The organism is Pseudomonas sp. SYWMCR5 (assembly GCF_057197165.1).
Window position 1 is genome coordinate 21,446 of sequence record NZ_JBXUNH010000011.1, and the last position, 25,563, is coordinate 47,008.

At 63.9% G+C, this 25,563-nt stretch carries 30 protein-coding genes and 1 pseudogene; 13 read left to right on the top strand and 18 right to left on the bottom strand.

Annotated features, from left to right (window positions below; translation table 11 throughout):
- Nucleotides 1–839 precede the first annotated feature (839 nt).
- Nucleotides 840–1,043 (top strand): annotated as a pseudogene (locus AC2CGW_RS23080) (HAMP domain-containing protein); the annotation flags it as partial.
- Nucleotides 1,044–1,154: 111 nt separating this feature from the next.
- On the top strand, nucleotides 1,155–1,898 hold the full coding sequence (locus AC2CGW_RS23085; RefSeq protein WP_484574695.1) for a methyl-accepting chemotaxis protein: 744 nt from the start codon (nucleotides 1,155–1,157) through the stop codon (nucleotides 1,896–1,898).
- 58 nt (nucleotides 1,899–1,956) lie between these two features.
- Here AC2CGW_RS23085 and AC2CGW_RS23090 read toward each other — a convergent pair whose 3' ends face one another.
- From AC2CGW_RS23090 to AC2CGW_RS23100, 3 genes are read right to left on the bottom strand one after another with little or no spacing between them, the layout of a single operon-like run.
- Complete coding sequence (locus AC2CGW_RS23090) at nucleotides 1,957–2,577, bottom strand: SOS response-associated peptidase (protein ID WP_186667670.1); 621 nt, start codon at nucleotides 2,575–2,577, stop codon at nucleotides 1,957–1,959.
- Between the two features lie 12 nt (nucleotides 2,578–2,589).
- Entirely contained in the window at nucleotides 2,590–2,850 is a 261-nt protein-coding gene (locus tag AC2CGW_RS23095) for a putative signal transducing protein (protein ID WP_186667669.1), read from the bottom strand.
- Nucleotides 2,850–3,035 (bottom strand): CPXCG motif-containing cysteine-rich protein, encoded by a 186-nt coding sequence (locus AC2CGW_RS23100; RefSeq protein WP_186667668.1) that lies wholly within the window; start codon nucleotides 3,033–3,035, stop codon nucleotides 2,850–2,852. The genes AC2CGW_RS23095 and AC2CGW_RS23100 overlap by 1 nt, the downstream gene beginning before the upstream one ends.
- A gap of 127 nt (nucleotides 3,036–3,162) precedes the next feature.
- Here AC2CGW_RS23100 and AC2CGW_RS23105 point away from each other — a divergent pair, with 127 nt between their 5' ends.
- Nucleotides 3,163–4,329 carry a 1-acyl-sn-glycerol-3-phosphate acyltransferase gene (locus tag AC2CGW_RS23105; RefSeq protein WP_186667985.1) on the top strand — a complete coding sequence of 389 codons (1,167 nt, stop codon included), beginning with the start codon at nucleotides 3,163–3,165 and terminating at the stop codon, nucleotides 4,327–4,329.
- A 55-nt stretch (nucleotides 4,330–4,384) separates the two neighbouring features.
- Here AC2CGW_RS23105 and AC2CGW_RS23110 read toward each other — a convergent pair whose 3' ends face one another.
- Together AC2CGW_RS23110 and AC2CGW_RS23115 are read right to left on the bottom strand one after the other, a co-directional pair.
- Nucleotides 4,385–4,795 (bottom strand): hypothetical protein, encoded by a 411-nt coding sequence (locus tag AC2CGW_RS23110; protein ID WP_186667667.1) that lies wholly within the window; start codon nucleotides 4,793–4,795, stop codon nucleotides 4,385–4,387.
- 87 nt (nucleotides 4,796–4,882) lie between these two features.
- Nucleotides 4,883–5,143, bottom strand: a complete 261-nt coding sequence (locus AC2CGW_RS23115) for a hypothetical protein (RefSeq protein WP_186667666.1) — start codon at nucleotides 5,141–5,143, stop codon at nucleotides 4,883–4,885.
- A 157-nt stretch (nucleotides 5,144–5,300) separates the two neighbouring features.
- Between AC2CGW_RS23115 and AC2CGW_RS23120 the strand changes: the two genes are divergently transcribed.
- On the top strand, nucleotides 5,301–5,507 hold the full coding sequence (locus AC2CGW_RS23120) for a hypothetical protein (RefSeq protein ID WP_054894589.1): 207 nt from the start codon (nucleotides 5,301–5,303) through the stop codon (nucleotides 5,505–5,507).
- A gap of 224 nt (nucleotides 5,508–5,731) precedes the next feature.
- Here the strand turns inward: AC2CGW_RS23120 and AC2CGW_RS23125 are convergent, their stop codons facing one another.
- A complete protein-coding gene (locus AC2CGW_RS23125; RefSeq protein WP_484574668.1) occupies nucleotides 5,732–6,316 on the bottom strand; it encodes a YajG family lipoprotein in 585 nt (194 codons plus the stop codon).
- Nucleotides 6,317–6,460: 144 nt separating this feature from the next.
- Here AC2CGW_RS23125 and AC2CGW_RS23130 point away from each other — a divergent pair, with 144 nt between their 5' ends.
- Nucleotides 6,461–6,694: a hypothetical protein gene (locus tag AC2CGW_RS23130; RefSeq protein WP_186722008.1), complete on the top strand. Its 234-nt coding sequence runs from the start codon at nucleotides 6,461–6,463 to the stop codon at nucleotides 6,692–6,694.
- A 605-nt stretch (nucleotides 6,695–7,299) separates the two neighbouring features.
- Complete coding sequence (mqo, locus tag AC2CGW_RS23135; RefSeq protein ID WP_186667663.1) at nucleotides 7,300–8,805, top strand: malate dehydrogenase (quinone); 1,506 nt, start codon at nucleotides 7,300–7,302, stop codon at nucleotides 8,803–8,805.
- An 81-nt stretch (nucleotides 8,806–8,886) separates the two neighbouring features.
- Here the strand turns inward: mqo and AC2CGW_RS23140 are convergent, their stop codons facing one another.
- The 4 genes from AC2CGW_RS23140 to AC2CGW_RS23155 form a co-directional block, all read right to left on the bottom strand.
- Complete coding sequence (locus AC2CGW_RS23140) at nucleotides 8,887–9,177, bottom strand: PA4642 family protein (RefSeq protein ID WP_186667662.1); 291 nt, start codon at nucleotides 9,175–9,177, stop codon at nucleotides 8,887–8,889.
- A gap of 69 nt (nucleotides 9,178–9,246) precedes the next feature.
- Nucleotides 9,247–9,717, bottom strand: a complete 471-nt coding sequence (locus AC2CGW_RS23145) for a hypothetical protein (protein WP_484574669.1) — start codon at nucleotides 9,715–9,717, stop codon at nucleotides 9,247–9,249.
- 65 nt (nucleotides 9,718–9,782) lie between these two features.
- Nucleotides 9,783–10,256: a WbuC family cupin fold metalloprotein gene (locus AC2CGW_RS23150; RefSeq protein ID WP_186667660.1), complete on the bottom strand. Its 474-nt coding sequence runs from the start codon at nucleotides 10,254–10,256 to the stop codon at nucleotides 9,783–9,785.
- Nucleotides 10,257–10,259: 3 nt separating this feature from the next.
- Entirely contained in the window at nucleotides 10,260–10,817 is a 558-nt protein-coding gene (locus tag AC2CGW_RS23155) for a hypoxanthine-guanine phosphoribosyltransferase (protein WP_186667659.1), read from the bottom strand.
- A 164-nt stretch (nucleotides 10,818–10,981) separates the two neighbouring features.
- Here AC2CGW_RS23155 and upp point away from each other — a divergent pair, with 164 nt between their 5' ends.
- Both upp and AC2CGW_RS23165 read left to right on the top strand, forming a co-directional pair.
- Entirely contained in the window at nucleotides 10,982–11,620 is a 639-nt protein-coding gene (gene upp / locus AC2CGW_RS23160; protein WP_186667658.1) for a uracil phosphoribosyltransferase, read from the top strand.
- A 2-nt stretch (nucleotides 11,621–11,622) separates the two neighbouring features.
- Nucleotides 11,623–12,897, top strand: a complete 1,275-nt coding sequence (locus AC2CGW_RS23165; protein ID WP_186711208.1) for a uracil-xanthine permease family protein — start codon at nucleotides 11,623–11,625, stop codon at nucleotides 12,895–12,897.
- A gap of 60 nt (nucleotides 12,898–12,957) precedes the next feature.
- Here AC2CGW_RS23165 and hemH read toward each other — a convergent pair whose 3' ends face one another.
- Nucleotides 12,958–13,971: a ferrochelatase gene (gene hemH, locus AC2CGW_RS23170; protein WP_484574670.1), complete on the bottom strand. Its 1,014-nt coding sequence runs from the start codon at nucleotides 13,969–13,971 to the stop codon at nucleotides 12,958–12,960.
- A gap of 13 nt (nucleotides 13,972–13,984) precedes the next feature.
- Nucleotides 13,985–14,890, bottom strand: a complete 906-nt coding sequence (locus AC2CGW_RS23175; protein ID WP_186667655.1) for a TIGR01777 family oxidoreductase — start codon at nucleotides 14,888–14,890, stop codon at nucleotides 13,985–13,987.
- Nucleotides 14,891–15,077: 187 nt separating this feature from the next.
- Between AC2CGW_RS23175 and AC2CGW_RS23180 the strand changes: the two genes are divergently transcribed.
- The 5 genes from AC2CGW_RS23180 (at nucleotide 15,078) to AC2CGW_RS23200 (ending at nucleotide 20,150) form a co-directional block, all read left to right on the top strand.
- Nucleotides 15,078–16,064: an NAD(P)/FAD-dependent oxidoreductase gene (locus tag AC2CGW_RS23180; RefSeq protein ID WP_186667654.1), complete on the top strand. Its 987-nt coding sequence runs from the start codon at nucleotides 15,078–15,080 to the stop codon at nucleotides 16,062–16,064.
- Between the two features lie 94 nt (nucleotides 16,065–16,158).
- Nucleotides 16,159–17,124 carry a YbgA family protein gene (locus AC2CGW_RS23185; protein ID WP_484574671.1) on the top strand — a complete coding sequence of 322 codons (966 nt, stop codon included), beginning with the start codon at nucleotides 16,159–16,161 and terminating at the stop codon, nucleotides 17,122–17,124.
- Nucleotides 17,114–17,983 (top strand): MerR family transcriptional regulator, encoded by an 870-nt coding sequence (locus AC2CGW_RS23190; RefSeq protein WP_186722002.1) that lies wholly within the window; start codon nucleotides 17,114–17,116, stop codon nucleotides 17,981–17,983. Before AC2CGW_RS23185 ends, AC2CGW_RS23190 begins: the two co-directional genes overlap by 11 nt.
- A 23-nt stretch (nucleotides 17,984–18,006) precedes the next feature.
- On the top strand, nucleotides 18,007–19,434 hold the full coding sequence (phrB, locus tag AC2CGW_RS23195) for a deoxyribodipyrimidine photo-lyase (protein WP_288374219.1): 1,428 nt from the start codon (nucleotides 18,007–18,009) through the stop codon (nucleotides 19,432–19,434).
- A gap of 11 nt (nucleotides 19,435–19,445) precedes the next feature.
- Nucleotides 19,446–20,150, top strand: a complete 705-nt coding sequence (locus AC2CGW_RS23200) for an SDR family NAD(P)-dependent oxidoreductase (RefSeq protein ID WP_186722000.1) — start codon at nucleotides 19,446–19,448, stop codon at nucleotides 20,148–20,150.
- A gap of 37 nt (nucleotides 20,151–20,187) precedes the next feature.
- Here AC2CGW_RS23200 and AC2CGW_RS23205 read toward each other — a convergent pair whose 3' ends face one another.
- From AC2CGW_RS23205 to hemA, 6 genes are all read right to left on the bottom strand, one after another.
- Nucleotides 20,188–20,706 (bottom strand): acyloxyacyl hydrolase, encoded by a 519-nt coding sequence (locus tag AC2CGW_RS23205; RefSeq protein WP_186667649.1) that lies wholly within the window; start codon nucleotides 20,704–20,706, stop codon nucleotides 20,188–20,190.
- Nucleotides 20,707–20,823: 117 nt separating this feature from the next.
- Nucleotides 20,824–21,624 (bottom strand): glutamate racemase, encoded by an 801-nt coding sequence (murI, locus tag AC2CGW_RS23210; RefSeq protein WP_186667648.1) that lies wholly within the window; start codon nucleotides 21,622–21,624, stop codon nucleotides 20,824–20,826.
- Nucleotides 21,617–22,372 (bottom strand): molybdopterin-synthase adenylyltransferase MoeB, encoded by a 756-nt coding sequence (locus tag AC2CGW_RS23215; protein ID WP_402760867.1) that lies wholly within the window; start codon nucleotides 22,370–22,372, stop codon nucleotides 21,617–21,619. The genes murI and AC2CGW_RS23215 overlap by 8 nt, the downstream gene beginning before the upstream one ends.
- Nucleotides 22,366–23,196 (bottom strand): peptide chain release factor N(5)-glutamine methyltransferase, encoded by an 831-nt coding sequence (prmC, locus tag AC2CGW_RS23220; RefSeq protein WP_186667646.1) that lies wholly within the window; start codon nucleotides 23,194–23,196, stop codon nucleotides 22,366–22,368. Before prmC ends, AC2CGW_RS23215 begins: the two co-directional genes overlap by 7 nt.
- The gene (gene prfA, locus AC2CGW_RS23225; RefSeq protein ID WP_186667645.1) at nucleotides 23,196–24,278 is read right to left on the bottom strand and encodes a peptide chain release factor 1; all 1,083 of its coding nucleotides are present in this window, start codon (nucleotides 24,276–24,278) and stop codon (nucleotides 23,196–23,198) included. Before prfA ends, prmC begins: the two co-directional genes overlap by 1 nt.
- The gene (hemA, locus tag AC2CGW_RS23230) at nucleotides 24,275–25,552 is read right to left on the bottom strand and encodes a glutamyl-tRNA reductase (RefSeq protein ID WP_186711212.1); all 1,278 of its coding nucleotides are present in this window, start codon (nucleotides 25,550–25,552) and stop codon (nucleotides 24,275–24,277) included. The genes prfA and hemA overlap by 4 nt, the downstream gene beginning before the upstream one ends.
- Between the last annotated feature and the right edge of the window lie 11 nt (nucleotides 25,553–25,563).

The following is a 25,563-nucleotide window of genomic DNA, read 5'->3' on the forward strand; positions in this document are numbered from 1 at the left end:
GCCTGGAAGCGCCGCTGCTGATCAGCCGCAGCCTGGCCACGGTCAACGCCATGCTCGGCATGCAGGACGCCGACGGCAAACCGCTGATGCAAATCGACCGCGCCTACCTGAACAACCTGCTCAAGCGCACCGTGGAGGTCAACCCGACGGTGCTCGGTGCGTATCTGGGCTGGGAACCGAACGCACTGGATCACGCCGACATCAATGGCGAACGCTACCTGCCCTGGTGGTTCCGCAACGCCGACGGCAGTCTCGGCCAGGACCGCCTGGTGGACGTCAACGACCACACCGTGCTGTCGACCGGGGTACGCGCCAGTGAGTACTACCTATGCCCGAAGGAAACCAAGAAGGCCTGCGTGATCGACCCGGCGCCCTACAAGGTTGGCGACAAGATGGTGATGCTCGCCTCGTTCGTCGAGCCGATCATGGTCAACGGCCAGTTCCAGGGCATCGCCGGGGCCGATCTGTCGGTGAACTTCATCCAGGACCTGCTCAACGCCGCCGACCGCCAGCTGTACAACGGCGCTGGCGAACTGGCACTGGTGTCGAGCAATGGTCGCCTGGTCGCCTATACCAAGGACGCCTCCAAGTTCGGCGAAAAGGCCAGCGACGTGCTGGACCCTGCCGAAGCCGCAACCCTGGCCAGCATCAGCGGCGAAGACCTGCAATATAAAGTCGACACCGCCAAGGACCGTATCGAGCTGTTCCTGCCGTTCAAGGTCGCCAGCACCGACGCGCGCTGGGTCCTGCTGCTGGAAATGCCGCTGAGCACGGTCATGGCCGACGTCAACCAACTGCAGAAAGACCTTGGCGAGCAGCGCCGCACCGACATCGCCGGCATGACCCTGGTCGGCCTGGGCATCGCCGCCCTCGGCCTGCTGGTGATCTGGCTGCTGGCCCACGGCATTGCCCGTCCGCTGAAGCAGATGGTGGCGATGCTCGACGACATCGCCCAGGGCGAAGGCGACCTCACCCGCCGCCTGCAGAGCGATCGCGCCGACGAGCTGGGCGCCATTGCCAAAGGCTTCAACACCTTCCTCGCCAAGCTGCAGGCGATGATCAGCCAGGTGGTGACCTCGGTGCAGAAAGTCAGCGACTCCTCGGAGCACACTGCCGACATCGCCATCCGCACCAACCAGGGCGTGCACAAGCAGATGGCCGAGATCGACCAGGTAGCCACCGCCGTGCAGGAAATGACCGCCACCGCCCAGGACGTGGCACGCAATGCCACCCACGCCGCCCACGCAGCCAGCAACGCCGACCAGGCTGCCAACCAGGGCATGCAGATCGTGCGCGACACCTCGCAGTCGATCAGCGTCCTGGCCAGCGAGATCGGCCGCGCAGTGACCGTGGTGCAGACCCTGGCCCGCGACAGCGAGAACATCAATGCCATCCTGGTGACCATCCGCGCCATCGCCGAACAGACCAACCTGCTGGCGCTCAACGCCGCCATCGAGGCTGCCCGCGCCGGAGAGCAAGGGCGCGGCTTCGCCGTGGTTGCCGACGAGGTGCGCAACCTGGCGCAGAAGACCCAGCAGGCGACCCAGGAAATCCAGCAGATGATCCAGCAGTTGCAGCAGGGCACCCGCGATGTGGTCAAGGTGATGGAAGACAGCCAGGGCAAGACCGACGACAGCGTGCAGCAGGCCAGCCGCGCCGCCGAAGCGCTGGAGAGCATCACCCAGGCCGTGTCGGTGATCAACGACATGAACACCCAGATCGCCAGCGCCGCCGAACAGCAAAGCGCGGTGGCCGAGGATATCAACCGCAACGTCATCAACATCGGCCAGGTGGCCGGCGAAGTGGCCGGCGGGGCCGACGAATCGAGCCAGGCCAGTGCCGAGCTGACCAAGCTGGCCGAGCAGCAGCGGCGGTTGATCAATCAGTTCAGGGTTTGATTCACCCACTGCGTCGTTTTTTTCGCGGGCCTGTGGGGCGAAAAGCTCGACACCGACCTCAAGCCGGGGTCAGACACTCCGGCCCATCGAGCTTCGGATCGTTGACCAGATGCGCCAGCGCCCGCTCGCGCAACGCCGCTGGCGGGCTGGCCAGTAGTTCATGCAGCCGCGCCAGCGGTGTGTCGGGGTCCAGCCAGGCCGCCTGCCCGGCCTCGTCGAGGATCAGCGGCCGGCGCTGGTTCATCGCCGCCTGGGTGACCACCGCACAACTGAGCCACACCTGCTCCTGCACCGGATACACCTCCCATACCGCGGCATAGAACAACGACGCGCCCTCCCCCGGCGTCACCCAGTACGGGCGCTTGCGCGCCGTGCCGCGCCACTCGTAGAAACCGTTGGCCGGCATCAGGCAACGGCGCTGGCGAAAGGCTTCGCGAAACATCGGCTGCTCGGCGAGTGTCTCGGCGCGGGCATGGGCGGGGGTACGGGACAGGTCGGTGAGCCAGGCCGGGGTCAGGCCCCAGCGCGCCCTGGCCAGTTGCAACTGGCCGTCGAGTCGGCGCTGGATCAGCACCGAAGCCCCAGGCGAGATGTTCCATTGGGCCTGCTGGTCGGCGGGAAACCCGGGCAGGGCGGCAAAAGCCTGGGACCAGCGAAAGAGGGCGTAACGTCCACACATAAGACAGCAAACCTAGCAGATCAGGGTACCGGGGATACTCTCCGGCTCGTCCCCGGCAAGGGGCTGGGCGGCATTGTACTCATCGATCAGCTGCCGTGCGTACCCGGCCTGCTCATCGGCCACCGCCAGGGCCAGCAGGCCCTGCATCGGCAGATCGCCCATGGCACCGACCAGATCGCCGCCGATCAGGTGCACCTCGACGCCTTCGCTGGCCAACATGCCTACCAGCATCTGCGCCTCCATCAGGCTTTCCGGTTCGTAGATCCGACGCATCAGGCATCGTCCTCGCGGCGCACTTCGAGCATCCATTCGTCACCATGCACCTGCAGGATGAACACGATGGGCTGGCAGCACACCTGGCAGTCCTCGGTATAGAGCTGGTCGCCAGCGGAAATATCGACCGTGGTCTCCACACGCTCACCGCAATAAGGGCAGTCATAAAAGTCGATTTCGAGCATCGGGGGCCTGCGCAGTGACTTATGCGTATAATTGCCGGTCTGTTTACGGGGTCCGTGTGTGTCCGAGCCGTTTTTTTCGGCCCCGCCCCTACTTTATTACTCTAGCCGTTTCCAACAAGAGAGCATGATGGGCGAATTCGATGCCATCCGACCTTACGACGACGCTGAAGTGCCTGCCGTTCTGGCGCGCCTGCTCAGCGACCCGGCATTCCTCGATATCCTCACCCACTTCCGCTTCCCGCGTATCGCAGGTGCCTTCGGCTGGCTGCTCAAGCCGCTGATCGCCCGGCGCCTGCGCAAGGAGTTCGCTGGCGTGACCAGCGTCTCGACCCTGCAGGACAAGGTCGAATACTACGTCGACCGCACCATCGACCGTGCCACCGACGGGGTCACCTACACCGGCGTCGAGCAGCTCAAGTCGGGCAGTGCCTACCTGTTCCTGGCCAATCACCGCGACATCGTCATGGACCCGGCGTTCGTCAACTATGCGGTCTATCACGCTGGCCTGCCGACGCCACGTATCGCCATCGGCGACAACCTGCTGCAAAAGCCGTTCGTCAGCGACATGATGCGTCTGAACAAGAGCTTCATCGTGCACCGCTCGATCAGCGGTCGTCGCGAGAAGCTTGCGGCATACCAGTTGCTGTCGGCCTACATCAACCACTCGATCCGCAGCGACGGCGCCTCGATCTGGATCGCCCAGGCCGAAGGCCGCGCCAAGGATGGTGACGATCGCACCGATTCGGCGATCCTCAAGATGTTCCACATGAGCCGCAAGGACGAGCCGTTCGGCGCCGTGATCCAGAGCCTGAACCTGATCCCGGTGTCGATCAGCTACGAATACGACCCGTGCGACCAGGCCAAGGCCCGCGAGCTGTACATCCGCGCCACCACCGGCACCTACAAGAAAGTGCCTGGCGAAGACGACAACAGCATCGCCCAGGGCATCACCGGCTACAAAGGCCGGGTGCACATCAACTTCGCACCGCCAGTGACCGAGTACCACGAGGACACCAAGCAACTGGCCCAGGCCATCGACCGGCAGATTCTCGGCGGCTACCGGCTGTTCCCGGTGCACTACCTGGCCTACGCGATGTGGGACGGTCAGGACGCGGCGCTGGAAGTACCCGCTGCAGAGAAGGTGTTTGCGGCCGAGGAACTGGCACGGGCCAAGGAGGAGTGGCAGCGCCGCCTGGAAGCCTGCCCTGCGGAGCACCGGCCGTATCTGGTGCAGCAGTATGCGACGCCAGTGCGCAACCAGTATCAGGTGAAGGTGCAGGCCGAGGCGGTCTGAGCCTGGTGCAAGCGCCGGTTCGTAGTGGGACCGGCGATTGCACAGCTGATGTTCGCTACACGACGGTGAGATCGAAATCAGCTTCCAGAGCATCCGAACCACTGCCAGGGTTCAGCCGCAGTACCCCTTTAAGACGTCGGTTGTCGACAAACTCGCTGATCTGCAGTGTTCCTGAGTGGACGGGAACATTTTCGCCAAGCCCCACAACACCGACCGTGGTCACATGCGCCTGACCAGCAGACAGGCTGGTGGTGCCCGGCGCAAACACATTGGCGTTGGTCCACTTGAACACCAGCTTGAGCGGTTTGCCACCGGGCCGCGGCTGCACGGCGGAGAATGACTTCTGGTCAAACTTCAGTTCGCCGGTCATCTCATATGGCGTCCCCTTGACGGTCAGAACGACCTTTCCGGTCGCCTTGGCCTTCTTCAGGACGTCCGCATCAAACGCTTCGCTTGAACGCGACATGTTTCCTCCTTGAGATGGTTGACACGCCGATCCAACGTACGTGCACGCATCACAAGCGACAACTGGCAGAATTGACAGGTAGGCAGTTCAGATCCAGGTACTGAACCACGACAGCAACAACGCCATCGCCAGGCACGAGAAGCCCAGGATGTAGTAGTAGCGCGGTACACGCAGGTCGAACGCATCGACCAGCCCTTCCTCGCCAGCCAGGCTTTCACGCGCATCGCTCTGGCGACGCCGCGCACTGTGCAGCAGCAGGCCGCCCGGGCAGGTGATGAACAGCGCCAGGACATTGATCAGCTTGGCGGGATGGGCGGCCAGGAACCCCCAGAGGACTTGCAGGGACATCGCGCAACCTCGTAACGACGATAAGCAAAGCCCGGCATTCTACCCAAGCCTGACTCACCCTCTCGTTTTTTGCGACCAAGTGTCACTAAATTTCATCTGTCACACGCTCGTCATCCAGACAGGCCACCCTGTCGGCCTTTGCAGACCGGAGCTTGTCATGCTGCACGCCGAAAACCAGGACCGTCTCTACCTCGTCTCGCAGAGCGACGAGCAGCAGGCGCTGATCGACGGGTTCGCGATCAATGTCCACGACCAGCGCTGGCTGGTGTATTGCGCCCTGGGCGGACACGCGCACCAGGACCTGCCTGAAGTGGATCAAGACACCGGGCTGAGTGTGCTGGACTTTGGAATCGAGGCGGCTTGACCTACCCGCTCGTGCGATTGGTGGGAGCGGGCTTGCCCGCGAAAAAGACATCGCGGTGCCTGGCACCGGCGAAGCCGGTGTTCGCGGGCAAGCCCGCTCCTACAGCGAAGTGACCCCAGGTGCCGCACCAACCAGGGTTTGAGCGAGCCTCAGCCCTGGTCCAGCCAAAGAAAAACCCGCTGCCTGTGACCAGGCAGCGGGTTTTGTTCATTCAGGTCGCGTGCTTATTCAGCCAGTACCTGACCGATGGTCGGATCCTTGAACAGCCGGGTCAGCGCATCGCTGAGTACGTCGCTGACCAGCTTGGTGTTGGTTTCCTGGTTCGGCGCCATGCCGAAACGCTGGTCGAGAGAAGCGCCATAGCGGCCGCTGTAGCGACGGTTGGCGTTGGACACGTCGGCACGGAAGGTGGCACCGATGGTGGCCTCGGTCACGTACATCTTGTCCTTGGGCGACTGGTACTTCAGCTCGGCCAGGGTCACGGTCAGCTGTGGCGCGCTGCCGGCACCCGAGGTGGGGGTGAAGCCGAGCAGGCGTACTGCCGCTTCGGTTTGGGCCTGCAGCTTGGGCACCACGTCATTGCCGTTGACGGTAATGGTGCTGGTCTCCGGGTACATGCCACCCCGTGTGCCCAGCGACTGCGAAGCACGGCCGTCGACCACCCGCACGACCACCGGCTGGCCACGACCTACCGGATTGAGCTGAGCGGTGAGCTTGGGTTGCGGGCTGAGTTGCTGCGGGCTGTGTGCACAGCCGACCAGGCTCAGGGTGGCCACCGCCATCAAACCGAACAACAGACGTTGCAGCATGCGCATTTCTCCAGAAAAAGCGGCAAAGGCCCACAGTATACCCAGCCTGGAGCAAGCCAGTCATCGGCCCGCAGCTGCTGTCACAATGGTTTCATGGCCACGGCGCTATCCTTGCCCCAGCTCGATCAAACAGGACTCGCCGCCATGGCCTCGCTCTGGACTCTGCTCTTCAAACGCCCGCGCCACACCACCTACGCCCGTCTCGACAGCGACGGCAAATGCCTGGCCTTCAAGCAGTGCCACCAGGCACCCAGCGGCAGTGGCTGGGTCCAGGTCAGCGAAGCACACTTGGGCTGGCTGGGTCATCCGCTGCCCAACAGTGCCCGGATTTGCGTACCTGCAAGCCGCCGTTGGCAGCAACGCATCCTCCCTGCCTGACAAACGCTGCAATAAAAACCCAAGAAGAACGACCTTTCTGCCCGCGACCTCGTTATAATCTCCCCCCGATTATAAGGACGTCTCCTGATCGGGCCCCGCACTCGCCGCTTGACCCCGGCACCTTCACCGCTTCGCCCACAGAGAGCCTTCCACTCAGGTCTTGCATTGGCTGTCGTGCCTGCTGTCTCTGGCCGTCTGCTGCGCATGAACCTGCGGGTTGCCACCGCGCAGTCCACTTTTGAGGTTCACGACTCCAAAAGAGCGTGAAAAAACGGTTTTTCACAACTTCACGAGAGTGTGGCGAGCAAATGAACAGTCTGGCATGTGCAAAAGCGGCAGAGACGTCTCGAACAGCCCTGAACAGACGGCAAAAGCGCTCATCCTGGATGGGAGCCTGAGGCCGGTCCATAACGCACGACGGAACACTTGACCATAAGTCGAATTGCCGCACCCGTGGCAAATGGCGTTCAATTATCGAACACCCAAGACTGATTGGCGGTGTCCGCGGAAGTTGCAAGAACTGCGAAGAGTCGGACATGGCGATCCTGGCCAACCCAGGGGTCCTATGCTGTCAATTAGGTGCTGTAGATTGTGGAGACGCGTTAATGGCGCAGAACGAATCGGTTGATGTGGTACTGGTAGGCGCGGGCATCATGAGTGCCACCCTGGCCGTACTGCTCAAGGAGCTGGACCCTGCGATCAAGCTGGAAGTCGTCGAGGCGATGGACTCCGGGGCCGCGGAAAGCTCCAACCCCTGGAACAACGCCGGGACCGGCCACGCCGGCCTGTGCGAGCTGAACTATACGCCCCAGGCCGCCGATGGCAGCATCGACATCAAGAAGGCCGTGCACATCAATACCCAGTTCGAGGTGTCCCGCCAGTTCTGGGCCTACCTGAGCAGAAAAGGCGGCTTCGGCTCGGCGCGCGACTTCATCAATCCCGTGCCGCACCTGAGCTATGTCGAAGGTGACAAGGGTGTGCAATTCCTCAAGAAGCGCTTCGAGCTGCTCAAGCAGCACCACGCGTTCTCCGAGATGGAATACACCGAAGACAAGGCGCTGATGAACGAATGGATGCCCCTGATGATGCCTGGTCGCCCGGCCGACCAGCACATCGCGGCCACCCGCGTGCTCAAGGGCACCGACGTCAACTTCGGCGCCCTGACCAACAAGCTGCTCAAGCTGCTGGGCGACAGCCCCAATGCCCAGGTCAAGTACAGCAAGAAGGTCACCGGCCTGCGCCGTAAAGGTGACGGCTGGACCGTGAGCATCAAGGACGTCAACAGCGGCAACAGCCGTGAAGTCGACGCCCGCTTCGTCTTCCTCGGCGCTGGTGGCGCGGCGCTGCCGCTGCTGCAAGCGTCGGGCATCCCGGAAAGCAAGGGGTTCGGCGGTTTCCCGGTGAGCGGCCAGTGGCTGCGCTGCGACAATCCGGAAATCGTCAAGCAGCACCAGGCCAAGGTCTACAGCCAGGCCGCGGTCGGTGCCCCGCCAATGTCGGTGCCGCACCTCGACACCCGCGTGGTCGATGGCAAGAAATCCCTGCTGTTCGGCCCTTACGCCGGCTTCACCACCAAGTTCCTCAAGCATGGCTCGTTCATGGACCTGCCGCTGTCGGTGCGCATGGGCAACATCGGCCCGATGCTGGCGGTAGCCCGCGACAACATGGACCTGACCAAGTACCTGGTCAGCGAAGTGATGCAGTCGATGGAGCAGCGCCTGGAATCGCTTCGCCGCTTCTACCCCGAAGCCAAAGCCGAGGACTGGCGCCTGGAAGTGGCCGGCCAGCGCGTGCAGATCATCAAGAAGGATCCGAAGAAAGGCGGCATCCTGCAGTTCGGCACCGAGCTGGTCTCGGCCGCCGATGGCAGCCTGGCTGCGCTGCTTGGCGCCTCGCCGGGCGCCTCGGTGACGGTCTCGATCATGCTCGAACTGATCGAGCGCTGCTTCCCCGAGCAAGCGAAGGGCGCCTGGGCTGCCAAGCTCAAGGAAATCTTCCCGGCTCGCGAGAAGGCCCTGGCCACCGATGCCGCGCTGTACCACAAGATCAGCGCCGACAACGACGTGGCCCTGGACCTGGCGCAAAACAGCCCGGCCAAGCACTACGCCTGAAATGGCTGAAACGAAAAAACGCCCCGAGGGGCGTTTTTTTGTGCCTGCAATCCCTGCCCGCGAAAAGGGCAGACTGGAGGATCAGCCGCGGGCGTTGGCGATGACCTCGATGTACTCCGGCGCATTGCGCTGGTCGGCGATCGTTTCGGCGAAGGTCTTGCCGTGCTCGTCCTTGCCATCGACGTCGTATCCGGCCTCGACGAAGAAGCCAACGAAACGCTCGAAGTCGTCGATGCGCAGGCCACGGTAGGCCTTGATCAGCTTGTGGTGCGACGGCGAGGTCAGGCCATCGGCCGGCTCGAACTGAAGGAACGTCTTGATGTAGTCGTCGCTGATCTCGTCACCGATAACCTGCTTCTTGTCTTTACGCATTGCCGACTCCAACTGGGCCATCACGGGCATTTCAAAGGCGGGCAGTGTACCGCTGGCAGCCCGTGCGCCTCAACGCGTACGTACGGTTCCGGTGTGCAGGTCGGCCCAGACGTGGCCGTTGGCGTAACTGAGGAACTGTACGAACAGCGTCTCGTTGCGCAGCAGGTCCATGATCACCCGGTAATCGGCCTGTGGATAATTCAGCGTAAGGGTGCGGGACTTGTCATCGTAGGTCGGCCGCTTGAGGCTCTTGCCGCCCTCGCCGTCGAAGGTGACCAGCACCTGCCCGATAGTTGCCCCCTTGCTCAAGGGCTTGCCCTTCAGGCGCAAGGTCAGGGACGAGGTGATGGGAATCGGCTGCTGGTTGGACTGACGCTGGGCACCGACCACCACCGAGTAGTCGGTGACCTGCAGCAGTTGTTGCGACTCGGGTTCTTCCTGGCGCAGCGAGAGGTCATCAGGCGGAAGGAACTGGCTGTGCAAGGGGGCTGCCGACAGCGGCAGGCTCAGCGCCAGCAGAAGGGGAAAGATCGCACGCATGAGAGGCTCCTTGGCAGAGGGGAGCACTCTAGCACGCCTGATCGACCGCTACTGTCAGCGCGCGCTCAATCGAACTGCGCGCGCATCCAGGCCTGATACTGCGCCACCCCGTCCTCGCCCTCGCGCGGTGCCCAGTAGGCATGCTCGCCCTCGCCCACCGGGCGGTAGGGGCCGGACTTGCACTCGAACAGGATGCTGTCATCTTCGAGCACCACCAACCCGTGATAGGTGCCGGGCGCCAGGTCGACCCCCAGGCAATCACCGCCGGCTTCGAGCACACGCTTGTCGCACACCGCGCCCTGCTCATCGAAGATCAGCAGCCCCAGACGCCCCTTGAGCACCACCAGCGCCTCGGCCTTGTCATCCTTCAGATGACGGTGTGGCGGAATGTAGGTGTTCGTCTGCAAGCCGACTGCCATGCGATGGCAAGGCTCTTCCATCTCATGGAAATTGTGGTGCTGGCGACCACGCGGGTTGCTGGCAGCCTTGGCGGCCAGCCCGTCGAACAACGTCTTGTCGATGAAGGCAGGCTGGCGCATGGCTCACATGCCCTTTACGGCGAAGATGCCATTGGCGTTGCGCCAGTAGCCCTTGTAGTCCATGCCATAACCGAAGATATAGCGATCGACGCACGGCAGGCCGACGTAGTTGGCCTTCAAGTCCGGGCTGGCCTTGCGGTCGTGGTCCTTGTCGATCAGCACCGCGGTGTACACCGAACGCGCGCCGGCATGCTTGCAGAAGTCGATGATGGCGCTGAGGGTGTGGCCTTCGTCGAGGATGTCATCGACGATCAGCACATCGCGATCGATGAACGAGATCTCCGGCTTGGCCTTCCAGAACAGCTCACCGCCGCTGGTCTGGTTGCGGTAGCGGGTCGCGTGCAGGTACGAGGCCTCCAGCGGGAACTGCAGGTGGGTCAGCAGCTTGCCGGCGAAGATCAGGCCGCCGTTCATCACGCAGAAGACTACCGGGTTCTTGTCGTGCAGGTCCTTGCAGATCTGCTCGCCGACCTGGGCGATGGCCGCTTCGACCTGGGCTTCGTTGTACAGGCAATCGGCCTCGCTCATCACTTGGCGGATATGCTCGAGATCGGCGGACATGGCGCTCTCCAGGAGGTGCATTTTGGAAAAGCGGGCAAAGGTACGCATCCGCTCGTCCCAGATCAAGCATTTATGGACTAACGTGCTCAATGACTGCACGACAGCAAGGACTGAATAGATTAACCTAGCGCGGTTTTTTTGCCCGCCCCCCGGAGCCTTCCCCTATGCCTACTCGTGAGATCCGCCATCCGCTGATCCGCCACAAGCTCGGCCTGATGCGCCGTGCCGATATCAGCACCAAGAATTTTCGCGAACTCGCCCAGGAAGTCGGTGCGCTCCTGACCTACGAAGCCACCAAAGACCTGCCGCTGGAAACCTACGAGATCGACGGTTGGTGCGGCAAGGTCCAGGTCGAGAAGATCGCCGGCAAGAAGATCACCGTGGTCCCGATCCTGCGTGCCGGTATCGGCATGCTCGACGGCGTGCTCAGCCTGGTCCCGGGCGCCAAGGTCAGTGCCGTGGGCGTAGCCCGCAACGAGGAAACCCTCGAAGCGCACACCTATCTTGAAAAACTCGCCCCCGACATCAATCAGCGCCTGGCGCTGATCATCGACCCGATGCTGGCTACCGGCGGTTCGATGGTCGCCACCATCGAGCTGCTGAAGAAAGCCGGCTGCAAGGAAATCCGCGCGATGGTCCTGGTCGCGGCGCCCGAAGGCATCGAGGTGGTCGAGAAAGCCCATCCGGACGTGCAGATCTACACCGCGTCCATCGACGAGCGCCTGAACGAGCATGGCTATATCGTGCCGGGCCTGGGCGATGCCGGCGACAAGATCTTCGGCACCAAGCAGAAGGACGCCTGAACATGCAGGACGGCTTCAACGACCCGCTGTGGCGCCAGGTCGTCTCGGGCGCGCAGATGCTCTTCGTGGCATTCGGCGCGCTGGTGCTCATGCCGCTGATCACGGGCCTGGATCCTAACGTGGCACTGTTCACCGCGGGCCTCGGCACCTTGCTGTTCCAGCTGGTCACGGGCCGTCAGGTGCCTGTATTCCTGGCCTCGAGCTTCGCCTTCATCACCCCGATCATCCTCGCCAAGGGCCAGTTCGGCCTGGCCGCGACCATGGGCGGCGTGATGGCCGCAGGCTTCGTCTATACCTTCATGGGCCTGATGGTGAAGATCAAGGGCACCGGTTTCATCGACCGCATGCTGCCACCTGTGGTCATCGGCCCGGTGATCATTTCCATCGGCCTGGCCATGGCGCCGATTGCCGCGAACATGGCCATGGGCAAGGGTGGCGACGGCGCCGCGCTGATGCCGTACAAGACCGCCATGCTGATCTCCATGCCGGCGTTGCTGACCACCTTGATCGTCGCCGTGTTCGGCAAGGGTATCTTCCGCCTGGTGCCGATCATTGCTGGCGTGCTGGTGGGCTTTGCCCTGTCGTTCGCCTTCGGCGTGGTCGACACCGCGAAAATCGCCGCAGCCCCCTGGCTGGAACTGCCCAACTTCACCGCGCCGGAGTTCAACTGGCAGGCGATCCTGTTCATCGTTCCGGTGGCCCTGGCGCCGGCGATCGAGCACATCGGCGGGGTGATCGCGGTCGGCAGCGTGACCGGTCGCGACTACCTGAAAAAGCCCGGCCTGCACCGCACCCTGTTCGGTGACGGCCTGGCCACCACCGCCGCAGGCCTGTTCGGCGGCCCGCCCAACACCACCTACGCCGAAGTCACTGGCGCGGTGATGCTGACCAAGAACTACAACCCGAAGATCATGACCTGGGCTGCAGTGTTCGCGATCACCCTGGCGTTCATCGGCAAGTTCGGCGCGCTGCTGCAGAGCATTCCGGTGCCGGTGATGGGCGGCATTCTCTGCCTGCTGTTCGGCTCGATCGCGGCAGTGGGCATGAACACCATGATCCGCCACAAGATCGACCTCGCCGAGGCGCGCAACCTGGTGATCGTTTCGGTGACCCTGGTGTTCGGTATCGGTGGTGTGCTGATCGGCAGCGGCGACGGCCCGGACGACTGGGGCCTCAAGGGCATCGCCCTGTGCGCCGTGGTCGCCATTGCCCTGAACCTGATCCTGCCGGGCAACGACGGTTGGAAGAACAAGAAGCTGGATGACCAGTTGCCTTGACCAGGCGTTGAACCGAGTCGACTTCTTCGCGGGGTTACCCGCGAAGAAGTCATCACCGACTCAAGCCCTCTCGCACATCCCCGCCAATACCTGCGCCCACTGCGGGTGATCGTTCAGGCACGGCACCAGCACCAGCTCCTCGCCGCCGGCCTCGATGAACTGCTCCTTGCCGCGATCGCCGATCTCCTCCAGCGTCTCGATGCAATCGGCAACGAACGCCGGGCACATCACCAGCAGCTTCTTCACTCCCGCCTTGGCCAACTCGTCCAGACGCGTCTCGGTGTAGGGTTCGATCCATTTGGCTCGCCCCAGCCGCGACTGGAACGAGGCTGACCATTTCCCCTCGGGAATTCCTGCCGCCTTGGCGAACGCAGCAGCACTGGCCAGACACTGCGAGCGGTAGCAAACCTTGCGCACCTGGGCACAGGCAGTCTCGCAGCAATTCGGGCTCTGGAAACAGTGCGAACCGGTCGGATCGAGTTTCTTGAGATGGCGCTCCGGCAGGCCATGGAAGCTCAGCAGCAGATGATCGTAGTCCTGTTCCAGGTAAGAACGGGCACTGGTGACCAACGCATCGATGTACTCAGGTTCATCGTAGAACGGCTGCAACACGCGCATTTCGACAGGCAGGTGGCGCTCGGCGACTGTCTGGCGAGCCAGCTCCACCACCGTGGTCACGGTGCTGTCGGCGAACTGCGGATACAGCGGTGCCAGGGTCACCTTGCGCACACCCTGCGCGGCAAGGCGCTCGAGTACTTCTGGTAGCGCCGGTTGACCATAGCGCATGGCGATTTCCACCGGCCCATGCGGCCAATGCGGGGTGATGGCCGCCTGCAGGCGCCGAGTCAGCACCACCAGCGGCGAACCCTCGTCCCACCAGATCGACGCATAGGCGTGGGCGGACTGCTCCGGGCGCTTGATCAGGATCAGCGACACCAGCAAGCGCCGCACCGGCCAGGGCAGGTCGATCACATACGGGTCCATGAGGAACTGGTTGAGGTAGCGGCGCACATCGGCGACCGAGGTGGATGCCGGTGAACCCAGGTTGACCAGCAGCAGGGCATGATCGGTCATGCAGCGTCCTATGTCAGAGGCGGTCGGACAGGTCGTCCAACGCCGATTGCAGATCGTTGAAACGGAACGTGAAACCTTCAGCCAGCAGGCGCACCGGGCGCGCACGCTGGCCCCCCAGCAGCAGGGTCGACAACTCGCCCAGGCCAGCCTTGAGCACCAGCGCAGGCACCGGCAGCAACGCCGGGCGATGCAATGCACGTCCCAGACGCCTGGCGAACTCACGGTTGCGTACCGGCTCTGGCGCGCAGGCATTATAGGGACCGCTGGCGTCGTTTTGCTGCAAGAGAAAATCAATGAGGCGGATCTGGTCCTCTATATGGATCCAGGGCATCCATTGCCGACCATCGCCGATCGGCCCGCCAAGCCCCAGCTTGAAGGGCAGGCGCAGACGCGAAAGAAAGCCCCCGTCGCTGGCCAGTACCAACCCGGTACGCACCAGCACCACGCGCATGCCGAGCGTATGCGCACGTTGCGCAGTCTCTTCCCAGGCGATGCACAGCTGGCTGGCGAAGTCCTCTTTCACCGGCTGCGAGGCCTCGGTCAACTCCCGCTCGCCACCATCGCCATACCAGCCCACGGCCGAGCCGGAAATCAGCACCCCGGGACGCTGCTCGCGGCGCTCCAGCCAGCCCAGCAACTGCTCGGTGAGGGTGACACGACTGGCCCACAACAGCTGCCGGCGCGCGGCCGTCCAGGGTCGGTCGGCGATGGGCGCGCCGGCCAGGTTGACCACCGCGTCCAGCGGATCGTCCGCCTCCAGCTCCTCCAGCCGAGCGATACCGCGCACGCCGCTGCCGCAACGCTTGGGCACCTGGGCAGGCTCGCGGCTCCACACCGTCAGGCGATGGCCCTGGCTGAGCCAGAGCTGGCACAGGTGCCGGCCGATCAATCCAGTACCGCCCGTCAGCAATATATGCATGGCTGTGTCCTCGCAAGCTGCGGCCATGGTCTATTTTTAAGATCAAGGCACTTTTTAAACCGATAGCTCTCGGATAAACATAGGCCAACCTGTCCTATCGAGCGGAATAACCTTATACAAAACTTCTGCATTGTACAGGTTTGTCTGACAGCGTAGTCTGCTTAAAGCAAGGTTCGAAGAGGCCATCATGACAGTACCTATAGCCATCATCGGTGCCGGTATCGCCGGCCTGTCCGCCGCCCAGGCCCTGCAGAAGGCCGGACAGAACGTCCACTTGTTCGACAAGGGCCACGGCAGTGGCGGGCGCATGGCCAGCAAGCGCAGCGATGCCGGCGCGCTCGACCTGGGCGCCCAGTATTTCACCGCCCGCGACCGACGCTTCGTCGAGCAGGTCCAGCAATGGGTCGCCGCCGGCTGGGCCGCGCAGTGGAAGCCGCAGCTCTACAACTACCGCGACGGTGAACTGACCCCCTCCCCCGACGAACAGACCCGCTGGGTCGGCGTGCCACGCATGAGCGCCATCACCCGCGGCCTGCTCAAGGATGTCACGGTCAACTTCGGGTGCCGTATCACCGAGGTCTTCCGCGGCAAGCAGTACTGGCATCTACAGGACACCGAAGGCTGCAGCCACGGGCCGTTCAGCCAGGTGGTGATCGCCGTGCCAGCCCCCCAGGCCACTCCACTGCTGGCGGCCACACCCAAGCTCGCAGCGGTCGCCGCCGGCGTGCAGATGGAACCCACCTGGGCCATCGCCCTGGGCTTCCAGACACCGCTCGATACCCCGATGCAAGGCTGCTTCGTGCAGGACAATCCGCTCGACTGGCTGGCACGCAACCGCAGCAAACCCGGCCGCGACGAACACCTCGACACTTGGGTGCTGCACGCCACCTCCAGCTGGAGTCGCCAGCACCTGGACCTGCCCCGAGAAGAAGTGATCGAGCAGCTGTGGGGCGAGTTTGCCGAACTGGTCGGCTGCGTGGTGCCAGCACCGACCTTCGCCCTCGCCCACCGCTGGCTCTATGCCCGCCCCGTCGGCAACCATGAATGGGGCACCCTCGCCGACGCCGACCAGGGCCTGTACGCCTGCGGCGACTGGTGCCTGTCCGGACGCGTGGAAGGTGCCTGGCTCAGCGGCCAGGAGGCGGCGCGTCGCTTGCTCGAGCACCTCGAGTAAAGTTGTACAAAAAATTTGTCTTGCATAAGTTTTTCGATGTGCTGGAATAGACCTGTACAAAATTATCGGATTGTACAGGTCTACGGAGGCCACGATGAACGCTCCCCACTCGACAGGCAAACCCCGCATCGCCATCAGCGCCTGCCTGGCCGGGCAGGATGTGCGCTACAACGGCGGGCACAAAGCCTCGGACCTGTGCCAGTCACTCGATGAGCATTTCGACTGGCTGCCGCTGTGTCCGGAAGTTGCCATTGGCCTGGGCACTCCTCGCGACGCCATTCGATTGGTCGGCGATCCCCAGGCCCCGGAAGTGATCAACCCGCGCAATCCCGGTACCGACCTCGCCCCTCCCCTGCGTGCCTACGGCCAGCAGATGGCCGAAGCACTCGACGATATCTGCGGCTATGTGTTCATGCAGAAGTCACCCTCCTGCGGGCTGGAGCGGGTCAAGGTCTACCAGGACAATGGCCGCCCCTCACTGCTGGGCGGGCGCGGCGCCTATGCCCAGGCGTTCTGCGAGCGCCGCCCGGACCTGCCGGTGGAAGAAGAAGGCCGCCTGCACGACCCAGTGCTGCGCGAGAACTTCATCAGCCGCGTCTACGCCTATGCCGACTGGCAGCACCTGCTGACACAAGGCTTGAGCCGCGGCGCCTTGATCCGCTTCCACTCGCGCTACAAATACCTGCTGATGGCGCACAACCCGCAGGCCTACCGCGAACTCGGGCGCCTGCTGGGCAGCATGAGCCGCGACGACGACCCGCTGCAGATAGGCCCGCGCTACTTCAGCCAACTCATGCAGGCTCTGCGCCGCTGCGCCAGCCGCGGCACCCACAGCAACGTCCTGCAGCACCTGTGCGGCTATCTGCGCGATGCCCTGGACAGCAGCGACAAAGCCGAACTGCAGCGTCTGATCAGCCAGTACCAGCAGGGCAGCGTGCCGCTGGTGGTCCCGCTGACCCTGCTCAAGCACCATCTGCGCGTTCACCCCGACCCTTACCTGATGCAGCAGGCTTACCTGCAACCGCACCCGGAAAGCCTGGGCCTGCGCAATGCACTCTGAAGACAGCCTGCCGATCGGCGAGCTGGCCCGGCGCACCGGGGTCAACCCGGTCACCCTACGGGCCTGGGAGCGACGCTACGGCCTGCTGGTGCCGGAGCGCACGCCCAAGGGCCATCGCCTGTACAGCACACAGCATGTCGAGAAGGTGCAGGCGATCCTGCAGTGGCTGGAACGCGGCGCCTCGGTGAGCCAGGTGCGTGACCTGCTTGAAAACCGCAGCGAAGCCTCGCCAAGGCTGGAGGGTGACTGGCAAGCGCGCTGCCAGCAACTGGTCGAGGCCATTGCCAATCTCGCCCAACGCTCGCTGGACCAGCAACTCAACCAGGCCATGGCGCTTTATCCCGCCTCGACTCTGTGCGAGCAACTGCTGCTGCCGCTGCTCGAGCGCCTGGAGCAACGCTGGCGCAAGCACTTCGACGCCAGCCTCGAGCAGGCCTTCTTCCACACCTGGTTGCGCAGCAAGCTGGGCGCGCGGGTCTACCACGACAACCATTCGCTCGAGGGGCCGCCGGTACTGCTGGCCACGACCCTTGACGCCCCCTTCGATGCTCAACTGTGGCTCGCCGCCTGGCTGCTCAGCAGCAGCGGTTTTGCCGTGGAGGTGCTCGAACAACCGGTCGGCGGCAAGCAACTGCTGCACGCGATCGCCCAACTCGCCCCGCGCGCCCTGGTGCTGCACCTGGGGCCGCGCATCGACCTCCAAGCACTGGCCCCCCTGCGGGATGTAACGCTGACGAAACTCCTCGGGGGCGCCAGTGTCTTCATCCATGAGGAGCGACTGCGCGGCCTGGAACTTCCGGCGCTGCTGCTCTTCGAGACACCGCAGGGGGCATTGCGCCTGCTTCAGCAATCACGCTGAACCCGACTGTCAGAGATCCTGAGATGCAATTGATCTGGCTGCGCAGCGATCTGCGCATCAACGACAACACCGCCCTCGCCGCCGCCACCGCACAGGGGCCGACCATTGCCCTGTGGATCGCCAGCCCCGGGCAATGGCAGGCGCATGACGATGCGCCGAGCAAGGTTGACTTCTGGCTGCGCAACCTGCGCGACCTGCGCCACGCCCTCGAACGCCTGAACATCCCGTTGCTGATCCGCCATACCGACACCTGGCAACAGGTGCCCGAAACCGTGCTCGAGGTTTGCCGCACGCACAAGGTGCAGACCGTGCACTGGAACGACGAGTACGGCGTCAACGAAAGCCAGCGTGACCGGCGGACCCAATCCTTGCTGGAGCGCTCCGGCGTGACCGCCCGCACACACCTGGATCAGTTGTTCTTCCATCCCGGCACCCTGCTGACCAAGGCGGGCCACTATTTCCAGGTCTTCGGCCAGTTTCGCAAGACCTGCCTGGAACATTTGCATCGCAGCCTGCCAACCCTTGCCCAGCCCGTGAAACCACAGGCTTCCCTAGGCATCGCCAGCGACCCGATCCCCCGGCACATAGAAGGCTTCGACACGCCCGAGCAGAGCCTGCGCGAGCACTGGCCTGCCGGTGAAGACGAAGCCCAGGGCAGGCTGTCGCGCTTCGTCGACGAAACCATCGACGACTACCAGACCCTGCGAGACCTGCCGGCCAGGCCCGGCACCAGCCAGCTCTCGCCCTACCTTGCCGCCGGTGTGATCTCGCCGCGCCAATGCCTGCACGCCGCACTGTCGAGCAACCGTGGCGAATTCGACAGCGGCAGCCAAGGTGTACGCACCTGGATCGACGAGCTGCTCTGGCGCGAGTTCTACAAGCACATCCTGGTGGGCTATCCACAGGTCTCGCGCCACCGCCCCTTCCGCGCCCCCACCGAGGCTCTGCCCTGGCGTGACGCGCCCGACGATCTCCAGGCGTGGGAACAAGGCCGCACCGGCTTCCCGTTGATCGACGCGGCCATGCGCCAGCTGCTGCATACCGGCTGGATGCACAATAGGCTGCGCATGGTCGTCGCCATGTTCCTGAGCAAGAACCTGCTCATCGACTGGCGCAAGGGCGAGCGGCATTTCATGCGACACCTGATCGACGGCGACCTGGCGGCAAACAACGGCGGCTGGCAGTGGAGCGCCTCCACCGGCACCGATTCGGTGCCCTATTTCCGGATCTTCAACCCGGTGACCCAGTCGCAGCGTTTCGACCCCCAAGGACGCTTCATACGCCATTGGCTACCGGAACTCACTCATCTGGATGACAAATACATTCATTTGCCTGTGAAATCTTCCGGACTATTTGATACAAGTGGCTACATCAGCCCGATCGTCGATCTGGACAGCAGCCGCCATCGGGCACTGGCAGCATTCAAGGCGCTACCCGCCTCCATCAACTGAAGGGCATAGCATTGAGTAGTACGCGAAGGTTCTGGGTAACAGGGGCCAGCAATGGAGTAGGCCTCGCCTTGGTCGAACGATTGCTCGAAGAGGGCCATCGGGTCGCGGCCAGCGGCATGGATTGCCAGGAGCTCGATACCTTGGCCGAGCTGCACGAGGCACGCCTGCTGCGCCTGCCAGCGCACCTGAACGAGCTGGTCGGGGCGCAGTCTGCGGCCGAGCAGCTGCAGTCGCACTGGGGGGCACTGGACGTCTTGATAGTCAATGCCGGCACGTGCGATTACCTAGCAAACGATCTACCTGCCAACGCGGTAATGGAAGAGATCGTCAGCAGCAACCGGCGCGCCAGCGAGCATGTCCTGGCCAGCGCACTGTCGTTATTGGCCAGAGGCCACAGGCCACAGGTGATGGCACTGTTCAGCCGCTATTCGACGCTGCAACTGTTTGCGCCAGCGCAGACCCCGGCGGGCCACAACAGCCTGCCCCAGTGGTTCCGTGAGCAACGCAAGGTCCTCGACGATCTGGCGGTACAGCTTACGGTGGTCGCGCCACAGTCGCTCAAGGCACCGGTCAGCAACAGCATGGCGATACCTGAATCCTGGACGGCGCAGAGCGCAGCAGATGAGTTGGCGCGCAGGCTCAAGCACCCACAGGCCGAGTTGGTGCTCGAAGTGCTGGACCCGACCTTGCTGTGGCCACTGCCCTGGGAAGCCTGAAGTAAACCCGGGGCGCTGCACGCCCCGGTGATCCGGGTCAGAGCGCCATTCGATAATGCAGCGAATAGCTCTCGACCCCATCATTGGGCTGCTTGATCCCGGCGTTGGAGTAGTGGATCGCGCGAACCCCGATCTCGTGCCCACCGGCAAAGCGCAGGCCAAAACCGATGCGGTCCTCGAACTGGAACGACGAGCCCAGGTCATTGCTTTCCAGCTTGGTCCGTGAGAATGCCGCCACACCGATCCCCGCTTCGATGTAGGGCTTGACTGAGTCCCCGGCGAACTCGTACACGAACACGGGGGCGAACGACAGGCTGTGATTGCTTGCCCGCTCATCGCCATCCCAGTAGGTGTAGGCACCGTCCCAGTACCCGGTGATTCGGCCTACGCTGGTCTGCCACCAACTGGCATCCCAGTTCGACTGCAACCCCAGTCGATAGACCATGGTACTGTCGCCAGTCTGCCCCACCGACAACGAAACATCAGCCGCCTGTGCCGACACCGCCTGCCCCAATGCCAACGCGGCAACCGCCGCCATTCCAAGCAAATGCCTCATGAGCTCGTCCTTCTTCCTGGTGTTGTTATCAAGTGTCCGCCTGTGAACCAGGCAAAATGATAGAAATCGACATTAGGACGATAGTTCAGCTTGTGTGCGGGAGATTTCAGCTATTTTTTACAGGTCGAACGCGCTGACCTGTTCTACAGACCCGTACCACAGCACCGGCAGGATTTCGCGAAGGTGCTGCGGCGCAGCGCTACTGTAGAAGGCCGCCTCGCGTGAAGGCCCCTCGGCAAGCAGGTCGCGGGCGCTCAACAAGCGCTGCAACTGGCGCGCCACCGCAGCGCCCGTGTCGATGATAGCCACATCCGAGGGCACCATTTCGGCCAACAGCGGGCGCAGGAAGGGGTAGTGAGTGCATCCGAGGATCAGCGTGTCGCAGCCCGCCGCCAGCAGCGGCTGCACGTACCCCTGCAGCATTGCACGCAGCTTCGGGCTGCCCAGATCGCCTGTCTCGATCAACTCCACCAGCCCCGGGCACGGCTGGGTCACGACCTGTACATCGCTGGCGAATCGGTCGAGCAACGCGGCAAATTTTGCGCTCTGCAAGGTGCCGGTGGTGGCCAGGACGCCGACCACGCCGGAGCGTGTCGCCGCGGCGGCCGGCTTGACCGCAGGTTCCATGCCCACCAACGGCCAATCGGGGTAGCGTTCGCGCAAGTCGGCCACGGCCGCCACGGTCGCGGTATTGCACGCCAGGACCATGGCCTTGGCACCGCGAGCATGGAAGAACTCGGCGATGCGCCGGCAGCGCTCACGGATGTAGTCGGGGGATTTCTCGCCATAGGGTACGTGACCGCAATCGGCCACGTAGAGCAGTGACTCGTTGGGCAGCAAGCGGCGAATCTCGGCGAGCACCGACAAGCCACCGACCCCCGAATCCATCACGCCCACCGGCGCCGAGCGATCAGCCATGGCGATCGCCACACACCGTGCAGGCCGGATCACGCTTGACCCGCAGCTCACGCATGCGCGTGCCGAGGGCATCGATCAGCAGCAGGCGGCCCACCAGGGGCTCGCCGAACCCGGCCAGCAGCTTCAGCGCTTCCAACGCCTGCAAGCTGCCGACCAGCCCTACCAGAGGACCGATCACGCCGGCTTCGCTGCAGGTCAGCTCGGCCTCGCTGCCATGGCCATAGAGGCAGTGATAGCAAGGGCTGTAGTCGCGGCGGGGGTCGAACACCGACAACTGCCCTTCCAGGCGAATCGCCGCGCCGCTCACCAACGGCTTGCCGGCCGCCACGCACGCGGCGTTGACCGACTCACGAGTGGCGAAATTGTCGGAGCAGTCCAGCACCAGGTCCACCGCCGCCACCGCCGCAGCCAAGGAGTCGTCGTCCAGGGCATGGCGATGGGCGACCAGCGTGACTTCCGGGTTGATCGCCTGCAGGCGCTGCAGCGCCGAATCGACCTTGCTCATGCCGACGCTGTCGCTGTCATGGAGGACCTGGCGTTGCAGGTTGGTCAGGTCGACCGTGTCGAAGTCGGCCAGGTGCAATTCACCCACGCCGGCAGCCGCCAGGTAGAGCGCGACCGGCGACCCCAGGCCACCAAGCCCGACCACCAGGGCCTTGCTCTGCTTGAGCCGCAACTGGCCGTCGATGTCGACCTGCGATAGCAGGATCTGCCGACTATAGCGCAACAGCTCCTGGTCGCTCAGCATGGCAGGCGCCCCAGGGAAATACGTTCGTGGCCGCCCAGGTCGCGGCGGCTGTCCACGTCGATGAAACCGCTACCAACCAGCAGGTCGCGCACGGCGGCCGCCTGGTCGTAGCCATGCTCGAGCAGCAACCAGCCGCCGGGCAACAGGTGCTGCGGCGCCTGGGCGATGATCAGGCGCAGATCGTCAAGGCCATCGGGGCCGGCCACCAGCGCACTGCTGGGCTCGAAACGCACATCGCCCTCGCTCAGGTGTGGATCTTCGGCGGCAATGTAGGGCGGGTTGCTGAGGATCAGGTCGAAGCGCTCGTCGGCCAGGGCGTCGAACCAGTGACTGCTGCGCACCTGGACATTCGCCAGGTGCAGACGCTCGCGGTTGCGCTCGGCCAGAGCCACGGCCTCGTCGATGCGATCGACCGCCGTCACCTGCCAGGCCGGGCACTCGCTCGCCAGGGCCAGAGCGATGGCGCCGCTGCCGGTGCCAAGATCCAGCACCCGGGCAGGTTTGGCAGGCACCCGTTCGAGCGCGACCTCCACCAGCAGCTCGGTGTCCGGCCGAGGGATCAGGGTGTGCGGCGCGACTTCAAGGTCGAGCTTCCAGAAGCCCTGCTGACCGAGAATGTACGCCACCGGCTCACCTGCACGACGGCGCTCGAGAAAAGCCGCGAACGTCTGCGCCGCCTCACTGCTGACGATGCGCTCGGGCCAGGTGTGCAGGTAGCTGCGCGACTTGCCCAAGGCAGCGGACAACAACAACTCCGCGTCCAGGCGCTCGGTCGGCGAATCGGGCAATTGCGCGTTGCGCAGCAGGCTGGCGATGATGGTCATCAGTCCCCCAGGGCGGCCAGTTGATCGGCCTGGTATTCGGCCAGCAAGGGTTCGATCACGGCATCGACGCCACCGGCGAGCACATCGTCGAGGGAGTAGAGCGTCAGGTTGATGCGATGGTCGGTCACCCGACCCTGCGGGTAGTTGTAGGTGCGGATGCGCTCGGAGCGGTCGCCCGACCCCACCAGCAGCTTGCGCTCGCTGGCAATCGCATTCTGCGCGGCGCTGGTCTGCATGTCGTTGAGCTTGGCCGACAGCCAGGACATGGCGCGGGCGCGGTTCTTGTGCTGGGAACGCTCTTCCTGGCACTCGACGACGATACCGGTCGGCAAGTGGGTGATGCGGATCGCCGAATCGGTCTTGTTCACGTGCTGACCACCGGCACCGGAGGCGCGGTAGGTGTCTATGCGCAGGTCGGCCGGGTTGATCTCGATCGCGGCCTGCTCGTCAGGCTCGGCCAGCACCGCCACGGTGCAGGCGGACGTGTGGATGCGACCCTGCGATTCGGTTTCCGGCACCCGCTGCACGCGGTGCGCACCAGACTCGAACTTGAGCTTGCCGTATACGCTGTCGCCCTCGACGCGGGCGATGATTTCCTTGTAGCCGCCGTGCTCACCCTCGTTTTCGGAGAGAATCTCGAGGCGCCAGCCACGCTTCTCGGCGTAGCGCGAGTACATGCGGAACAAATCGCCGGAAAAGATCGCAGCCTCGTCGCCGCCGGTGCCGGCGCGGATTTCGAGGAACACGTTGCGCCCGTCGTTGGGGTCCTTGGGCAGCAGCATGCGCTGCAACTGCGACTCCAGGACGACGAGTTGCTCCTTGGCGTCGCGCACTTCCTCCACGGCCATCTCACGCAGGTCCGGGTCGCTGTCCTTGAGCAGCGCCTGGGCGCCCTCCAGATCCTCCTGGACCTTGCACCACTCCTTGTAGGCGACGAACACCGGCTCGACTTCGGCATATTCACGGGAATAGGCGCGGAAACGGGTCTGGTCGGAAATGACTTCGGCATCACCCAGCAGGGCGGTGAGTTCTTCGAAGCGGTCCTGGAGGATGTCCAGTTTTTTCAGCAGCGACGCTTTCATTGCGTGGGTTTGTCCGTCGAGCCCTCGTGGAGGGCAAAGAGTTCCTGGGCCATGGCCAGCGCATCGACGCGGCCTTCGGCAGAGAGCTTTTTCAGTTGCACGCTGGGCGCGTGCAACAGCTTGTTGGTCAAGCCGCGGGCCAGTTGGGCGAGTACTTCTTCGGGGTTGCCGCCGTTGGCCAGCAGGCGCTGGGCTTTTTGCAGTTCCTCATCGCGTAGCCGCTCGCTTTGCTGACGGTAGGCCTTGAGCACGTCCACCGCAGCCAGCTCGCGCAGGCGCGCCATGAAATCCTCGGCACCGAGATTGACCAGCTCTTCGGCGGCCTGGGCTGCACCCTGGCGGCTCTTGAGGTTTTCGGCGACGACTTCGTGCAGATCGTCGACAGTATAAAGGTAGACGTCGTCCAGCTCGCCCACCTGCGGCTCGATGTCCCGCGGCACAGCGATGTCGACCATGAAGATCGGCTTGTGCCGGCGCTGCTTCAGCGCGCTCTCGACCGCGCCCTTGCCAAGAATGGGCAGCTGGCTGGCGGTGGAACTGATGACGATATCGCTGTTGGCCAGCTCCTGGGGGATGTCCGCCAGCAGCACGGCATGGGCACCGAACTGCTCGGCGAGGATGCTGGCTCGCTCGAGCGTGCGGTTGGCGACGACGATCCGCTTGACCCCCTGCTCGTGCAGGTGGCGGGCGACCAGGGTGATGGTTTCACCGGCACCGATCAGCAAGGCCTGGCTGCGGCCCAGGTCGGCGAAGATCTGCTTGGCCAGGCTGACCGCGGCAAAGGCGACCGAAACCGGGTTCTCACCGATGGCGGTGTCGGTGCGCACCTGCTTGGCGGCACTGAAGGTGGCCTGGAACAGGCGCCCGAGCAGCGGACCGATGGTGCCGGCCTCGCGGGCCACTGCGTAGGCCGACTTCATCTGGCCGAGGATCTGCGGCTCGCCCAGCACCAGCGAGTCGAGCCCGGAGGCGACACGCATCATGTGCTTGACCGCATCGTGCTCTTCGTGAACGTAGGCGCTGGCACGCAGTTCGTCGAGGCTCAGGCGATGGTAGGCGGCCAGCCATTGCAGCACGGCGTCGGCGCTGAGCTGGTCCTGCTCTATATAAAGCTCACTGCGGTTGCAGGTCGACAGGATCGCCGCCTCGCGGCTGGCGGTCAGTCGGCAGAGCTGCTGCAGGGCATCGACCAGTTGCTCGGGCGTAAACGCCACGCGCTCGCGTACGTCTACCGAGGCAGTCTTGTGGTTGATACCGAGGGCGAGAAAGGCCATGCAAGGTCGCT

What these genes read in the sequence shown, in the direction of transcription:
- AC2CGW_RS23180 (WP_186667654.1), top strand. Translation starts at nt 15,078, where the DNA reads ATGACAGTACCTATAGCCATCATCGGTGCCGGTATCGCCGGCCTGTCC.
- hemH (WP_484574670.1), bottom strand. Translation starts at nt 13,971, where the DNA reads ATGACCGATCATGCCCTGCTGCTGGTCAACCTGGGTTCACCGGCATCC.
- AC2CGW_RS23130 (WP_186722008.1), top strand. Translation starts at nt 6,461, where the DNA reads ATGGCCTCGCTCTGGACTCTGCTCTTCAAACGCCCGCGCCACACCACC.
- AC2CGW_RS23150 (WP_186667660.1), bottom strand. Translation starts at nt 10,256, where the DNA reads ATGCGCCAGCCTGCCTTCATCGACAAGACGTTGTTCGACGGGCTGGCC.
- AC2CGW_RS23120 (WP_054894589.1), top strand. Translation starts at nt 5,301, where the DNA reads ATGCTGCACGCCGAAAACCAGGACCGTCTCTACCTCGTCTCGCAGAGC.
- AC2CGW_RS23190 (WP_186722002.1), top strand. Translation starts at nt 17,114, where the DNA reads ATGCACTCTGAAGACAGCCTGCCGATCGGCGAGCTGGCCCGGCGCACC.
- prfA (WP_186667645.1), bottom strand. Translation starts at nt 24,278, where the DNA reads ATGAAAGCGTCGCTGCTGAAAAAACTGGACATCCTCCAGGACCGCTTC.
- AC2CGW_RS23145 (WP_484574669.1), bottom strand. Translation starts at nt 9,717, where the DNA reads ATGCGTGCGATCTTTCCCCTTCTGCTGGCGCTGAGCCTGCCGCTGTCG.
- hemA (WP_186711212.1), bottom strand. Translation starts at nt 25,552, where the DNA reads ATGGCCTTTCTCGCCCTCGGTATCAACCACAAGACTGCCTCGGTAGAC.
- AC2CGW_RS23140 (WP_186667662.1), bottom strand. Translation starts at nt 9,177, where the DNA reads ATGCGTAAAGACAAGAAGCAGGTTATCGGTGACGAGATCAGCGACGAC.
- murI (WP_186667648.1), bottom strand. Translation starts at nt 21,624, where the DNA reads ATGGCTGATCGCTCGGCGCCGGTGGGCGTGATGGATTCGGGGGTCGGT.
- AC2CGW_RS23205 (WP_186667649.1), bottom strand. Translation starts at nt 20,706, where the DNA reads ATGAGGCATTTGCTTGGAATGGCGGCGGTTGCCGCGTTGGCATTGGGG.
- AC2CGW_RS23110 (WP_186667667.1), bottom strand. Translation starts at nt 4,795, where the DNA reads ATGTCGCGTTCAAGCGAAGCGTTTGATGCGGACGTCCTGAAGAAGGCC.
- AC2CGW_RS23125 (WP_484574668.1), bottom strand. Translation starts at nt 6,316, where the DNA reads ATGCTGCAACGTCTGTTGTTCGGTTTGATGGCGGTGGCCACCCTGAGC.
- upp (WP_186667658.1), top strand. Translation starts at nt 10,982, where the DNA reads ATGCCTACTCGTGAGATCCGCCATCCGCTGATCCGCCACAAGCTCGGC.
- AC2CGW_RS23115 (WP_186667666.1), bottom strand. Translation starts at nt 5,143, where the DNA reads ATGTCCCTGCAAGTCCTCTGGGGGTTCCTGGCCGCCCATCCCGCCAAG.
- AC2CGW_RS23185 (WP_484574671.1), top strand. Translation starts at nt 16,159, where the DNA reads ATGAACGCTCCCCACTCGACAGGCAAACCCCGCATCGCCATCAGCGCC.
- mqo (WP_186667663.1), top strand. Translation starts at nt 7,300, where the DNA reads ATGGCGCAGAACGAATCGGTTGATGTGGTACTGGTAGGCGCGGGCATC.
- AC2CGW_RS23085 (WP_484574695.1), top strand. Translation starts at nt 1,155, where the DNA reads ATGGCCGAGATCGACCAGGTAGCCACCGCCGTGCAGGAAATGACCGCC.
- AC2CGW_RS23165 (WP_186711208.1), top strand. Translation starts at nt 11,623, where the DNA reads ATGCAGGACGGCTTCAACGACCCGCTGTGGCGCCAGGTCGTCTCGGGC.
- AC2CGW_RS23090 (WP_186667670.1), bottom strand. Translation starts at nt 2,577, where the DNA reads ATGTGTGGACGTTACGCCCTCTTTCGCTGGTCCCAGGCTTTTGCCGCC.
- AC2CGW_RS23215 (WP_402760867.1), bottom strand. Translation starts at nt 22,372, where the DNA reads ATGCTGAGCGACCAGGAGCTGTTGCGCTATAGTCGGCAGATCCTGCTA.
- AC2CGW_RS23175 (WP_186667655.1), bottom strand. Translation starts at nt 14,890, where the DNA reads ATGCATATATTGCTGACGGGCGGTACTGGATTGATCGGCCGGCACCTG.
- AC2CGW_RS23105 (WP_186667985.1), top strand. Translation starts at nt 3,163, where the DNA reads ATGGGCGAATTCGATGCCATCCGACCTTACGACGACGCTGAAGTGCCT.
- AC2CGW_RS23095 (WP_186667669.1), bottom strand. Translation starts at nt 2,850, where the DNA reads ATGCGTCGGATCTACGAACCGGAAAGCCTGATGGAGGCGCAGATGCTG.
- AC2CGW_RS23100 (WP_186667668.1), bottom strand. Translation starts at nt 3,035, where the DNA reads ATGCTCGAAATCGACTTTTATGACTGCCCTTATTGCGGTGAGCGTGTG.
- AC2CGW_RS23155 (WP_186667659.1), bottom strand. Translation starts at nt 10,817, where the DNA reads ATGTCCGCCGATCTCGAGCATATCCGCCAAGTGATGAGCGAGGCCGAT.
- prmC (WP_186667646.1), bottom strand. Translation starts at nt 23,196, where the DNA reads ATGACCATCATCGCCAGCCTGCTGCGCAACGCGCAATTGCCCGATTCG.
- phrB (WP_288374219.1), top strand. Translation starts at nt 18,007, where the DNA reads ATGCAATTGATCTGGCTGCGCAGCGATCTGCGCATCAACGACAACACC.